General features: G+C 64.4%; 13 protein-coding genes and 1 pseudogene. 11 read left to right on the top strand and 3 right to left on the bottom strand.

Going from position 1 to position 13,331, the window contains the following annotated elements; translation table 11 throughout:
• From ABB30_RS15170 to ABB30_RS15185, 4 genes are all read left to right on the top strand, one after another.
• Positions 1–732 (top strand): OmpA family protein (locus tag ABB30_RS15170; protein WP_245626521.1); only part of this gene is annotated, 732 nt, incomplete at its 5' end.
• 193 nt (positions 733–925) lie between these two features.
• Complete coding sequence (locus tag ABB30_RS15175; RefSeq protein WP_057639152.1) at positions 926–1,420, top strand: hypothetical protein; 495 nt, start codon at positions 926–928, stop codon at positions 1,418–1,420.
• A 41-nt stretch (positions 1,421–1,461) separates the two neighbouring features.
• Positions 1,462–2,298, top strand: coding sequence for a pseudouridine synthase (locus ABB30_RS15180; protein WP_425477419.1), 837 nt, complete (start codon positions 1,462–1,464; stop codon positions 2,296–2,298).
• Between the two features lie 108 nt (positions 2,299–2,406).
• On the top strand, positions 2,407–2,721 hold the full coding sequence (locus ABB30_RS15185) for a hypothetical protein (protein WP_057639153.1): 315 nt from the start codon (positions 2,407–2,409) through the stop codon (positions 2,719–2,721).
• A 68-nt stretch (positions 2,722–2,789) separates the two neighbouring features.
• Here ABB30_RS15185 and kbl read toward each other — a convergent pair whose 3' ends face one another.
• The gene (kbl, locus tag ABB30_RS15190) at positions 2,790–3,998 is read right to left on the bottom strand and encodes a glycine C-acetyltransferase (RefSeq protein WP_057639154.1); all 1,209 of its coding nucleotides are present in this window, start codon (positions 3,996–3,998) and stop codon (positions 2,790–2,792) included.
• A 246-nt stretch (positions 3,999–4,244) separates the two neighbouring features.
• Here kbl and ABB30_RS15195 point away from each other — a divergent pair, with 246 nt between their 5' ends.
• Positions 4,245–4,934, top strand: coding sequence for a TorF family putative porin (locus ABB30_RS15195; protein WP_057639155.1), 690 nt, complete (start codon positions 4,245–4,247; stop codon positions 4,932–4,934).
• Between the two features lie 90 nt (positions 4,935–5,024).
• On the opposite strand, the pseudogene ABB30_RS16375 reads toward ABB30_RS15195, so the two are convergent.
• Positions 5,025–5,198: pseudogene (locus ABB30_RS16375) on the bottom strand (L-threonine 3-dehydrogenase); the annotation flags it as partial.
• 82 nt (positions 5,199–5,280) lie between these two features.
• On the opposite strand from ABB30_RS16375, the gene ABB30_RS16380 reads away from it, so the two are divergent.
• Entirely contained in the window at positions 5,281–5,865 is a 585-nt protein-coding gene (locus ABB30_RS16380) for a hypothetical protein (RefSeq protein WP_152980786.1), read from the top strand.
• 34 nt (positions 5,866–5,899) lie between these two features.
• A complete protein-coding gene (locus tag ABB30_RS16385) occupies positions 5,900–6,886 on the top strand; it encodes a hypothetical protein (protein WP_152980787.1) in 987 nt (328 codons plus the stop codon).
• Between the two features lie 140 nt (positions 6,887–7,026).
• Here ABB30_RS16385 and tdh read toward each other — a convergent pair whose 3' ends face one another.
• Positions 7,027–8,061 (bottom strand): L-threonine 3-dehydrogenase, encoded by a 1,035-nt coding sequence (gene tdh, locus ABB30_RS15205; RefSeq protein ID WP_211263504.1) that lies wholly within the window; start codon positions 8,059–8,061, stop codon positions 7,027–7,029.
• Positions 8,062–8,220: 159 nt separating this feature from the next.
• Between tdh and ABB30_RS15210 the strand changes: the two genes are divergently transcribed.
• The 4 genes from ABB30_RS15210 to ABB30_RS15225 all read left to right on the top strand — a co-directional run.
• A complete protein-coding gene (locus ABB30_RS15210; protein WP_057639157.1) occupies positions 8,221–10,386 on the top strand; it encodes a S46 family peptidase in 2,166 nt (721 codons plus the stop codon).
• 195 nt (positions 10,387–10,581) lie between these two features.
• Complete coding sequence (locus ABB30_RS15215) at positions 10,582–11,226, top strand: histidine phosphatase family protein (protein ID WP_057639158.1); 645 nt, start codon at positions 10,582–10,584, stop codon at positions 11,224–11,226.
• A gap of 161 nt (positions 11,227–11,387) precedes the next feature.
• Entirely contained in the window at positions 11,388–12,662 is a 1,275-nt protein-coding gene (gene folC, locus ABB30_RS15220) for a bifunctional tetrahydrofolate synthase/dihydrofolate synthase (protein WP_057639159.1), read from the top strand.
• Between the two features lie 59 nt (positions 12,663–12,721).
• On the top strand, positions 12,722–13,331 hold a 610-nt coding region (locus tag ABB30_RS15225; protein WP_211263505.1), incomplete at its 3' end, for an SPOR domain-containing protein.

A 13,331-nucleotide genomic window follows, 5' to 3' on the forward strand; every position in this document is an offset into this window, starting at 1 on the left:
CCCCCCTCGCCCCTCCCCTCCCGTGCCCTGCCCCCCGCTGTCCCTACCCGCGGTCCCCCCCTCCCCCGCCCGCCGACCCCTACCTCAGAGCCGCACACCGCCCGTCCGGAGCCCCCCACTCCGCCTCCACCTCCACCCCCAGCTCCATCTCCCGCTCCGGCTCCTGCTCCCGCTCCGGCTCCGGCTCCGGCTCCGGCTCCGGCTCCGGCTCCTGCTCCGGCTCCTGCTGCGGTTCCGGCCCCGGCTCCGGCTCCGGCCGCACCGAGCTGCGCAGACCTGGATGACGACGGCGACGGCGTCAACAACTGCAACGACAAGTGCCCGACCTCGCAGCCGGGTCAGACCATCGGTCCGGACGGTTGCCCGGTTCCGATCTCGATCGACCTGAAGGGTGTCAACTTCGACTACGACAAGTCGACCCTGCGTCCGGATGCCGTCTCGATCCTGGGCGAAGCTGCTGAAATCCTGAAGCGTTACCCGGACCTGCGCGTCGAAGTGGCTGGCCACACCGACTCCAAGGGTACCGATGCCTACAACCAGAAGCTGTCCGAGCGTCGTGCCACTGCTGTGTACGACTACCTGACCGCCCAGGGTGTTGCCGCTTCGCGTCTGACCGGCCCGATCGGTTACGGCGAATCGCGTCCGATCGCTCCGAACACCAATGCTGATGGTTCGGACAACCCGGAAGGCCGCGCCAAGAACCGTCGTACCGAGCTGAACGTCCAGAACTAATCGTTCCTGACGCAATGCTAGAAGAAGGCCCAGCGCAAGCTGGGCCTTCTTTGTTTGAGTCGGGCAGATGGCTCAAGGCACACGGGCGGGCAGGACACGGCGATGGTTGCCTGTGTACTCATAGACGCGGCAGCTGCGTGGTCCGCAGTGTTGGCTGTTACACTCGCGCTCATCTTCCCGTCGGGGTATTGCCATGCTGCGTCGCACTGATCTGGCTGTTGTGCTGTTGGCCTGTTGCAGCCCTGCGGCCTGGGCGGCCGTGGATTGCTCCACTGCCGCGGTGACCCGTCAGCCGTTGGCCCTGCCGGCCACGGTGACCGCCCCATTGGCTGCCGAACTGCAGGTGCGCAATGCACAGCTGGGCATGCCGTCCGGTGCGTTGGCCGCAACCTATACCTTTGAACAGTCCGCCGAGCGTGTGCTGCAGCGTCTGCGCATCGATGGCTGCCAGAACGTGGCTGCCGCGGTGGCCGCACCGACGGCCAGTGCCCTGACCGCAGCGGCAGACCCCGCGGCCTACCAGCCGCAGACCCAGCATGACAACACGCCCTGGCGGTTTGACATGACCCAGGACGGCAAGCGCATGACGGCCGAGGAATTCGATGCCTGGATGAAGGCGCGTGGCGTGCGTGTGGTACGCCCGCGTGCCGAGGCCACACCGGCGGTCACCGAGCCGGTGGTCAATTAAGTCAGGTAACAGCGCAAGTGAGCAGTCGACAGCAGCGGCCATTGCGGCCGGGCAGGCCCGTGGCCGTCAAGCAGGATCATGCAGGCAGGAACAAGGCGGCCAGGCCGGCACCAGCCCGGCCCGGAGCGGCTGCCCGAGTGGCAGTGGCAGGGGCGGCTCCCCGTCATGGCCTGGCCCGGGTACTGTCCAAGGCCGGCATTTGTTCGCGCAGCGAAGCCGCGCGCTGGGTCCAGGACGGGCGGGTCAGTGTCGATGGCAAGACCGTGTTGGATCCGGAATTCCCGGTGCGCAGCGGCCATCAGGTAGTGCGCGTGGATGGCCAGCCGATCGGTGAGCGTGCGCATGTGTATGTGCTGCTCAACAAGCCGCGTGGGCTGGTGACCACCACCACCGACGAGCAGGGCCGGCAGACCGTCTACCAGTGCTTTGAGGGGGCTGGCCTGCCTTGGCTGGCGCCGGTGGGGCGTCTGGACAAGGCCAGCGAGGGGCTGCTGCTGTTCAGCAGTGACCCGGAGTGGGCCGCGGCGATCACCTCGCATGTCGGGGGTATCCACAAGACCTACCACGTGCAGGTCGACGCGCTGGTGGGGCCTGCACAGCTGGCCGCGATTGCGGCCGGTGCCGAGCACGAGGGCCAGTGGCTGGCGGCGGAATCGGTCAGCCTGCTGCGTCAAGGCGAGAAGTCGTGCTGGCTGGAAGTGGTGCTGGCCGAAGGACGCAACCGGCACATCCGCCGCTTGCTGGAAGTGCACGGGCTGGGCGTGCAGCGGCTGGTCAGGGTGGCCATCGGCGACCTGCAATTGGGTGCGCTGGCCAAGGGCAGTTGGCGGCATCTGGACCAGACGGAAATCGCGGCTTTGCGGGCGCCGTCTACGTGAATGGGCGCATTGTGCGGGATGTCCCGAAATTTCAACTAGATGGCTGGTTTTTGTAACAGATGGGATTAGACTTGCCTCACTATCCTTAACTGTTATGAGACCACGACCATGCTTGCTGTCCTGCGCAACCTGACCTGCTCTGCCGTGGTCGTCCTGGCAGTGGCCGCCTGTGCCTCGGCGCCTGCGCCGGTGGCCCAGGCCCCGGCCGAAGAGAAAGTGATCGAAGTGGTGGTGCAGCAGCCGACTGCCGAGCGCGATGTGCATGGCGCCCTGCGCTTCAACATGTCCGAAGGCGAGCGCAAGATGAGCGCCGACGAGTTCGATGCCTGGATGAAGGCCAACGGTATCCGCGTGGCCCGTGGTACTGCCCCGGCCGCACCGGCAGCAGAGGCGGAAACCGCCCAGGACAGCAGCAAGCACTGAGTCGCCTGCTGGCTGAAAACAAAAGGCACCGCGCAGCGGTGCCTTTTTTGTTGCCTGCGGGTGGGGGCTCAGCCCTTGATCACCCCCAGCTCCACACCGATCCGGGTGAAGGCGGCAATGGCCTGGTCCAGATGTGCGCGGGTATGTGCGGCGCTGATCTGGGTGCGGATGCGGGCCTGGCCCTTGGGTACCACCGGGAAGAAGAAGCCGATGGCGTAGATGCCTTCTTCCAGCAGGCGCTCGGCAAAGCGCTGTGCCAGCGGGGCGTCGTAGAGCATGACCGGGCTGATCGGATGCACGCCGGGCTTGATGTCAAAACCGGCGGCGGTCATCTGGCTGCGGAAATAAGCGGTGTTTTCCTTCAGCTGTTCGCGCAGGTCGCCGGCCTTGTCGAGCATGTCGAAGGCCTTGATCCCGGCAGCCACCACGTGCGGCGGCAGCGAGTTGGAGAACAGGTAGGGGCGCGAGCGCTGGCGCAGCATTTCGATCACCTCGGCCTTGCCGGTGGTGAAGCCGCCCAGGGCACCGCCCATGGCCTTGCCCAGGGTGCCGGTGATGATGTCGATCTTTTCCAGTACGCCCTTGACCTCGGCCGAGCCGCGGCCGCTGTCACCCAGGAAGCCGGTGGCGTGGCATTCGTCGATGTGGACCAGGGCGCCGTACTTTTGCGCCAGCGCGGTGATCTCATCGAGCGGGGCGATGAAGCCATCCATCGAGAACACGCCGTCGGTGGTGATCAGGATGGTCTGTGCGCCATCGGCGCGGGCCTGGATCAACTGGGCTTCCAGGTCGGCCATGTCGCAGTTGGCGTAACGGTAACGCTTGGCCTTGCACAGGCGCACGCCGTCGATGATCGAGGCATGGTTCAGGGCGTCGGAGATGATGGCATCCGCTTCGCCCAGCAGCGGCTCGAACAGGCCGCCGTTGGCATCAAAGCAGGCCGCATACAGGATGGTGTCGTCCTTGCCGAAGAACTGCGCGATCTGTGCTTCCAGCTGCTTGTGCAGGTCCTGGGTGCCGCAGATGAAGCGCACCGAGGCCATGCCGAAGCCGTGGCTGTCCAGGGCGTCCTTGGCCGCGGCGATCAAGTCCGGGTGGTCGGCCAGGCCCAGATAGTTGTTGGCGCAGAAATTGAGCACGGTGCGCCCGTCTTCCAGGGTGATTTGCGCCGACTGCGGGCTGGTGATGATGCGCTCGGCCTTGAACAGGCCCTGTTCGCGGATGGCATCCAGTTCCTGGGCGTAGCGCGCGGTTGGCGAGGCGGCGGTATCGGTCATGGCAGGTCGAAAGGCAAGGAGAAGCCCCTATTCTAACGGCGGCGATCAGTGCGAAAATGCGCGTTTTGCGCAATTTGGCGGAAAGCGCGCTGTCGCCGGCAACGGGGGCAGGGTGACGGTATTGTTGCGCCGCAAAACCACTTGGGTTAAACAATCGTGAAGCGGGCCATGGATTCCTTGCCGGAAGCCGATCCGCGATGTGCGTTCCCAGTGCTTTCCCCATCCAACCCTGTCGGAGAGACCCCCATGAACCACCGCGTTACCGCATTGGCCTGTGCCCTGTTGCTGGCTGCCCCGTTCGCTGCGCAGGCAGAAGACGAGTCCCCGTATGCCTGGGAAGTCACCGCCGTGTCGGACTATGTCTTCCGCGGTGCTTCGCAGACCGATGAAAAGCCGACCCTGCAGGCGGACTTCAACTACACCACCGATGTCGGCCTGTACGCCGGTATCTGGGCATCGGGTGTGGATTTTGGTGAAGACAAGCCGGACGTGGAGTTGAACCCGTACATCGGTTGGAACACCGATGTGAACGAATCGGTCAACTTTGACGCCATGCTGGTGCGCTACGTCTACCCGGACGCTGGCTACAACAACTACAACGAGCTGGTCACCACCACCACCTTCGCTGAAACCTACACCGCCACCGTGGCCTATTCCAACAATGTCTGGAACAGCGACACCGACGGCTGGTATTTCGCCGTGGGTGGCGAGTGGGCCCTGCCGCAGGAGTTCAGCCTGAACGCCGGCGTTGGCTACAACACCTTCAAGGAAGAAGTGGCCGAGGACTACCTGGACTGGACCGTCGGCGTCAGCCGCGCCTTTGGCCCGGCGACTGTCGGCTTGTCCTATGTGGGCACCAACAGCCGCGGTGAATACAACTTCGGTGAAGCGGCCGATGACCGCGTCGTGCTGAGCGTGTCCTTCGGCACCAACTGAGCCGTCGGCCAATGCAATGAAAAAGGCGCCGCAAGGCGCCTTTTTCATTTGTGCCGATACGCCGCAGCGGTACTGCGGCCGATGCCGGAATCAGTTCCAGCTGAGCACGACCTTGCCGGCCTTGCCCTGTTCCATCAGGTCGAAGCCTTCCTGGAACTTGTCGATCGGCAGCTGGTGGGTCATCACCTTGCCCAGCGGGAAGCCGCCCAGCACCAGCTGGGTCATCTTGTACCAGGTCTCGTACATCTTGCGGCCGTAGATTCCGTATGGAGATCGTTGGAGTACGCAGTCCGCATTCACGATGCGCGCGCTCTTTTCGTGTAGGTTTGCATGAAAGATATTCCCGATGAAGAGTCAGCTGATGCGCTTTACTTCGTTGCCGTTACCTTTATGTGGTGCTGTGTGCGTCGCTTCGTTGGTTGCTTGCTCCGGCTCTATCCCAGAGGCGCTGAGGCATGAAGTTGCTCAGCGCGGTGATGTCGCCGAAGATCATTCAATAGATGCAATGAGCAGGAGTGACGCAGTGAATAACGAGTTCAGGGAGGCGCTTGAGTCGCTTAGCAAGATTCGATTTGGTGACTTGAGCGGAGTTCAAACGGCACTGGCGACAACCTTTAGCGATGCTGACAATGTTCACGGCTTGATAGTCAGGAAATCCGACAGGGGTGTGCTTGGCCGCACTGGCTTGCGGAATATCGAGTTGCGAGCCGGCGCTGAAAATAGCGGCGCGCATGTTCTTCTCTTTTCGTTGGAAGCACCTGGCGCACCGTTTCGTGGAAGCGAATGGTCAGAAGCAATGCCCCACCCGCCGGATCCTGATGCGAGAGGTTCTAAAGGATATTGGACTATGCAGATGAATGGTCGGAATGTCGTCCTGGGCTTGGACGAGGGAGAAACACATATCGTTCAAATTTCCATTAGCGATCGCTGACGGGTTTGGGCGGAAGCTGGCAGGGAGAGCCTGTGTGAGCACTTTTCATTCGGATGGAAATACTTCTCCGGGAGGCAGCGCAAGCGCTGCATCTGCTCGGTCGACCGCCCGGGCTGCAACTCCGCTAGATGACCCGGCGGTTGCACCGCTATTGGCACAATCTGAAACTCTTCGAGCAGGTCTGGCTGGGTTGAATGCCGATGGCTATGCGGTGGAATGGGGTGCTGCGGGAAAGGGTACTTATTACGATGCCCGTAATAGAAGGATAGTTGTTGATTCAAACGCTATGGGGGATGGCGAGCGGGTTGTTCGTTCTCTTTCTCATGAGCTGGGTCATCACAAGTTCAAAGAGCCTCAGGAATATAGCTCTCGCTCCGCTTACGTCCATCGGCAGCTTCGTAATGAAGGTGCGGCGACGTTGGAAAATTCGCTCGTTCGCGCTGAAATTCTTGCGGCGGGCGGACCTGATATAGGAGTGTCTGGCAGAAATTCTGCGGCTTACGAGCGGATAACTGGAGAATATTTGGCAGGTCGTATCGATCGCGATTCCGCCTTGAACAGGATTGTTGGTGTCTTCGGGGCGGAGGTGCCGTCTACCGATCATACGAAGAACTATCTTGATTATTACGGCGATCATTACGATGCCAAGATCGTTCCTTGGCTCAAAAGTATTGGGAAAATCCCGGAGCCTATTTCTGATGTTCAGTCCGATCTGGATCGAGGGCATCCCGCGGCTGGGATGTATGCATCCTTGCGTCGGCAATTTGCAGCTGAAGTGTCTGACGCCACAGTGCTTGCTGTGGCGGTGAAGGCGCAGGAGTCAGGAATCAAGGCCGGAGATGCGGAGTTACGGATGCAGGGAGATAGGGTCTGGGTCTTTTCCAGCCAAACCCCGGGCTTCCGATTACAGGCCGATCTCACAGTGCCACCGCCTTCCGTGCAGGAGTCCCTGGAGCGCAGCGCGCAGTTGGATGGTCAGCAAGTTGCACAGCAACAGATGCTGTCTGGTATTTCGCGTTGAGGTCAACCGCATTTGCAGGTCCAACATCCGGCGCGTCTCTGAAATGACGATATGCAGGCTGGGTTCGGGCCATCATTCCCCCTAACGACAAAGGCGCCTTGCGGCGCCTTTGTTCTGTACTGCTGGATGATTCGATTCGATCAATTCCAGCTCAGCACGACCTTGCCGGCCTTGCCCTGTTCCATCAGGTCGAAGCCTTCCTGGAACTTGTCGATCGGCAGCTGGTGGGTCATCACCTTGCCCAGCGGGAAGCCGCCCAGCACCAGCTGGGTCATCTTGTACCAGGTCTCGTACATCTTGCGGCCGTAGATGCCCTGCACGGTCAGGCCCTTGAAGATGATCTTGTCCCAGTCGCAGCCGGCGCCCTTGGGCATGATGCCGAGCATGGCGATCTTGCCGCCGTGGTACATGCAGTCGAGCATGTCGTTGAAGGCGCGCGGGTTGCCGCTCATTTCCAGGCCCACGTCGAAGCCTTCCATGTGCAGCTCGGCCATCACGTCCTTGAGCGACTGGTTGGCCACGTTGACCACGCGGGTGGCGCCCATGTCGGCGGCCAGCTTGAGGCGGAAGTCGTTGACGTCGGTGACCACCACGTTGCGCGCACCGATGTGCTTGCAGATGCCGGCGGCAATGATGCCGATCGGGCCGGCGCCGGTGATCAGTACGTCCTCACCGATGACATTGAATTCCAGCGCGCAGTGGGCGGCGTTGCCATAGGGGTCGAAGAAGGCGGCCAGCTCGGACGGGATCTGGTCCGGGATCGGCCACAGGTTGGTGGCCGGCATCACCATGTATTCGGCGAAGGCGCCGTTGACGTTGACGCCGATGCCCACGGTGTTCGGGCACAGGTGCTGGCGGCCGCCACGGCAGTTGCGGCAGTGGCCGCAGACGATGTGGCCTTCGGCCGAGACGCGCTGGCCGATTTCATAGCCGGTCACCGCCGAGCCGATCTGGGCAATGCGGCCGACGAACTCATGGCCGATGGTCAGGCCTGGCTTGATGGTGCGCTGGCTCCACTCGTCCCACAGGTAGATGTGCAGGTCGGTACCGCAGATGGCGGTCTTTTCCAGCTTGACCAGCACCTCGTTCGGGCCCGGGGTCGGGACCGGAACTTGTTCCAGCCAGATGCCCTTGGCTGCTTCGCGCTTGACCAGCGCTTTCATCATCTGTGCCATTACGGCTTACCACGTCAGGGAAGTGAGGGGGGCGATTATAAATCTTTCAGCTGCAACCACCGTGCTGCAGGGCCGCATCAACGGCCAACTCACGACACTGCGGCGCGGCGGCCGGCGGGGCTACAATCGGGAACTTTTTCGATATTCCGGAGCCGCCTGATGCGTGCCAACCTGCTTGCCCTTTCCGTCATTGCCGGCCTTGGCCTGGCCCCGCTGGCCACTGCTGCCGAAGGCATGTGGGTGCCGCAGCAGCTGCCGGAGATTGCCGGCCCGCTCAAGGCCGCCGGCCTCCAGCTGTCGGCTGAACAGATTTCCGACCTGACCGGCAACCCGATGGGCGCGGTGGTCTCGCTGGGTGGCTGCACCGCCAGCTTCGTCTCCCCGCAGGGTCTGGTGGCGACCAACCACCACTGTGCCTACGGTGCGATCCAGCTCAACTCCACCGCCGAAAACAACCTGATCCGTGACGGCTTCTATGCCGCACAGCCGGCCGCCGAGCTCAGCGCCGGGCCGAATGCACGCATCTACGTGCTGGACGAGATCACCGATGTCACGGCCCAGGCCAAGGCGGCCATCGAGGCGGCCGGCAAGGGTGGCCTGGCCCGTACGCAGGCCCTGGAGCAGTTCGAGAAGGACCAGATCGCTGCCTGTGAGAGCGATGCAGCCTACAGCTGCCGCCTGTACAGCTTCTCCGGTGGCAACACCTACCGCCTGTTCAAGAACCTGGAAATCCGCGACGTCCGCCTGGCCTACGCGCCTCCGGGCAGCGTGGGCAAGTTCGGTGGCGACATCGACAACTGGATGTGGCCGCGCCACACCGGTGACTTCTCCTTCTATCGTGCCTATGTGGGCAAGGACGGCAAGCCGGCCGCCTACAGCGAAGACAACGTGCCTTACCAGCCCAAGCACCACCTGCAGTTTGCCGACAGTGCGCTGGGCGCCGGTGACTTTGTGATGGTGGCCGGCTACCCGGGCCGTACCAACCGCTACGCCCTGGCCAGCGAGTTCAACGACACCGCCGAGCACACCTATCCGCTGACCATCAAGCATGTCGGCGAAGTGATCTCCCTGGTGGAGAAGGCCGGCGAGGAGAACGCCGACATCCAGGTCAAGTACGCCAACTCGATGGCCTCCTGGAACAACGTGACCAAGAACTACGCCGGTCAGCTGGAAGGCTTCGTGCGGATCAATGCCGCGGCCACCAAGCAGGCCGAAGAAGCTGCCGTGCTGGCCTGGCTGAAGGGCCAGGGCCGTGCCGGCAAGGCTGCCCTGGATGCGCATGCGCAGCTGGTCGGCCATGGCCGCAGCGTCAGCAGCACCCGCGAGCGTGATTTCTTCGTCGGCCAGTTCAACAACACCCCGCTGCTGGCCTCGGCCATCACCCTGTACCGCCTGGCCATCGAGAAGGCCAAGCCGGACGCCGAGCGTGAGCCGGGCTACCAGCAGCGCAACATGACCACCATCGAAGGTGGCCTGCGCCAGATGGACCGCCGCTACCACCCGGTGATGGACGCACAGATCCAGGCCTATTGGCTGGGCCAGTACGCTGCCCTGCCGGCAGCACAGCGCAACAACCCGGTGCTGGAACAGTGGCTGGGCGGCACCGATGCGGCGGCGGTCAATGTGCTGGTGACCCGTCTGGGCGGCTCGCAGCTGGGCAGCCTGGAAGAGCGTCTGAAGTGGTTTGGCGCCGACAAGGCGGCCTTCGAGGCCAGCACCGATCCGGCCATCCAGTACGCGGTGGCGGTGATGCCGGCCCTGCTGGAGCAGGAAAATGCCCGCAAGACCCGCGCCGGTGAGGCACTGACCGCGCGTGCCACCTACCTGCAGGCGGTGGCGGACTACAAGAAGAGCCAGGGCCAGTTCGTGTATCCGGATGCCAACTCCTCGCTGCGCATCACCTTCGGCAACGTGATGGGTTATGCACCGCGTGACGGCATGGCCTACACCCCGTTCACCACCCTGGAGGGTGTTGTGGCCAAGGAAACCGGCGCTGACCCGTTCGATTCGCCCAAGGCCCTGCTCGATGCGGTGGCGGCCAAGCGCTATGGCGGGCTGGAAGATGCGCGCGTGGGCTCGGTGCCGGTGAACTACCTGTCCAACCTGGACATCACCGGCGGCAACTCCGGTTCGCCGGTGCTTGATGCGCACGGCAAGCTGGTCGGCCTGGCCTTTGATGGCAACTGGGAATCGGTCAGCTCCAACTGGGTGTTCGACGAGACCATGACCCGCATGATCTCGGTGGACAGCCGCTACATGCAGTGGATCATGCAGGAGGTCTATCCGGCCCCGGCCCTGCTGCAGGAACTGAACCTGGCCAAGTAAGCCGGCAACGGTAGCAAGGCTGCAAGGCAACGGCTGGCGGGTTTCCCGCCGGCCGTTGTTGTCTGCAGCGCCAGTGCTGCTGATTGATTACTTCCGACACGGTTGCGCGGGCAGCGTGTAGGGAGCGGGTATGATGCCGGCACCGCGCGGCTTTGCCGCAGCGGTGTTTTCACTCCCCACTGGAACCTACGCTGCATGCGCATCCTGCTTGCCCGCCATGGCGAAACGCCGTGGAATGCCGAAGGCCGCTATCAAGGCCAGATTGACATCCCGCTTTCCCCGGTTGGCCAGGCCCAGGCCGCGGCGCTGGGCGCCCGCCTGGCCGATCTGACCATCACCCGTGCGGTGGCCTCGCCACTGTCGCGTGCCCAGGCCACGGCCAAGGCCGCACTGGGCCCGGCGCGGGAGGCCATGCTGCTCACCGACGCCGACCTGCAGGAAATCGCCCATGGTGAGTGGGAAGGCCTGCTGGCCAGCGAGATCAACGACAAGGACCCGTCGCGCCTGAAGGCCTGGCGCGAGGAGCCCGATACCGTGCTGATGCCTGGCGGTGAATCGCTGCGCCAGGTGCTCGAGCGTGCCTGGCGTGGCCTGGCCAGGGCGGCCGACGGTCTGGGCGAGGACGACACCCTGCTGGTGGTGGCCCACGATGCGGTCAACCGGGTGATCCTGTGCAAGGTGCTGGGCCTGCCGTTGGCCAAGCTGTGGAGCTTCCGCCAGGCGCCGACCACCCTGAACCTGCTGGAAGGCCCGGACGTGGAGCATCTGGAAGTGGTGCGCATCAATGATTGCGCCCACCACACCCCGTTCTTCGGCGAAGCCAAGCACCGCGCGCTGTAAGTGCCCCGTGCTGCCCTGCAGGCCCGGTGCGATGCCGTGCCTGCCTGTTTGTGAACGGCGCTCAATGTGCTTGCCGCAGGCCTTGTAGAATGGCGCTCCGCCGGCGCCAGCGCGCCGTACGCCCGATGCGTCGGGCGCCACCTGCAGTGAGGCACCGTTGTATGTCCCAGATCCTTCCCGCCACCCTTGACCAGTGGTTGGCCCATATCGAGCAACAGCATCCCCAGCCCATCGCCATGGGCCTGGAGCGGGTGCGCGAGGTGGCCGGGCGGTTGGGGCTGACAAAACCGGGCAAGCGGGTGGTCGTGGTGGCCGGTACCAATGGCAAGGGCTCCACCGTGGCCTTCATCGAGGCCATCGGCCGTGCCGCCGGCTGGAAGGTCGGCGCCTATACCTCCCCGCACCTGCAGCGTTACAACGAGCGCGTGCGCATCGAGGGTGCCGATGCCGACGATGCCGCGCTGGTGGAAGCCTTTGCAGCGGTGGAAGCCGCGCGCGGGCAGACCGCACTGACCTATTTTGAATACGGCACCCTGGCCGCCCTGTGGCTGTTCCAGCGCGCCGGCCTGGACCTGGCCGTGCTGGAAGTAGGCATGGGCGGGCGGCTGGATGCGGTCAACATCGTTGATGGCGATGTGGCGGTGATCACCAGCGTGGACCTGGACCACCAGGCCTTCCTGGGTGATGAGCGCGAAGCCATCGGCGAGGAGAAGGCCGGGGTCATCCGTGGCTGGAAGCCGGTGGTGTGTGGCGAGATCGATCCGCCCTCCAGCGTGCTGCGCCGCGCCTATCTGGTCGGCGCCAATGCGCTGCGCTTTGGCAGCGATTTCTTTGCCGAGGTCATCGATGACAGCCGCTGGCGCTGGCGCGATGTCTCGCTGCGTCTGGAGCTGCCGATGCCGGCCCTGGTCGGCCCGGTGCAGCTGGCCAATGCCGCCAGCGCCATTGCCGCCCTGCGCGCGCTGGATGTGCGTGTGCCGCGTGCGGCCTGGGCCGAAGGCATTGCCGCTGCCCGCAATCCGGGCCGGATGGAGGCATTCGAGCACGACGGAATCCAGCTGCTGCTGGATGTGGGCCACAACCCGCATGCCGCCCGCGCCGTTGCCCGTACCCTGGCCAGCCGTGCGTGCACCGGCAAGACCCACGTTGTGCTGGCGATGCTGGCCGACAAGGATGCCGCTGGCGTGGCCCAGGCCCTGGCCGAACAGGTCAACGGGCACTGGGCCCTGGCCGGGTTGACCGGCGAGCGCGGCCGCAGTGCCGGGCAACTGGCCCAGGCCCTGCAAGGGCAGGCGCTGGAGGCCAGCTGCCATGCCGATGTGGCCAGCGCGCTGCAGGCCGTGCTGGCCCAGGCCCAACCCGGTGACCGGGTGCTGGTGACCGGCTCGTTTGTGACCGTTGCCCAGGTCCGCAACGCGTTGCTGGCGTCCGGCTGAACCAAACCGGTCACCATCCGCGCCTATAATCGACCCATCTACACGCCAGAGCCTGACACGTGGACAACACCCTGAAGCAGCGCCTGATTGGTGCCATCGTGCTGGTCGCGCTGGCCGTCATCTTCCTGCCCATGCTGATCAAGGGCCCGTCCACCGGCAGTGGCGCCCAGGACATCGCGCTGCGTGCCCCGACGGCGCCCGATGCCGATGGCATGCAGACCCGCGAGCTGCCCCTGGTCATGCCCAGCGCCCGCAGTGGCGATTCGGTCACCGGCATGCCGGCCACGCCGGTTGCCGGCGAGCCGGAGGTTCCCGCGGTAGCCCCGGCCCAGGCCGCGGCCGGTGATTTCGCGGTCAATTACGGCGCCTATGCCAATGCCACCGACGCGCAGACGGTGATCACCAGCCTCAAGCAGGCCGGGCTGAACGCTTTCAGCGAGCAGACCACGATCAACCAGCAGGCCGCCTGGCGGGTGCGTATCGGCCCGTTCGCCGACCGTGCCGGTGCCGAGTCGGCCCGTCTGCGTGCGGCCGCGCTGCGCACGGATGTCAGCCCGCAGGTGGTGGTGCTTGACGGGCGCGGTGGCGAGCAGCCCGGCGCGCCGCCGGCACCGGCCGTGGCAACCGCTCCGGCGACCAGTGCGCCGGCCCCGGTACCTGCCCCGACCC

This window comes from Stenotrophomonas ginsengisoli, assembly GCF_001431485.1.
In the GTDB taxonomy this organism is placed as follows: domain Bacteria; phylum Pseudomonadota; class Gammaproteobacteria; order Xanthomonadales; family Xanthomonadaceae; genus Stenotrophomonas; species Stenotrophomonas ginsengisoli.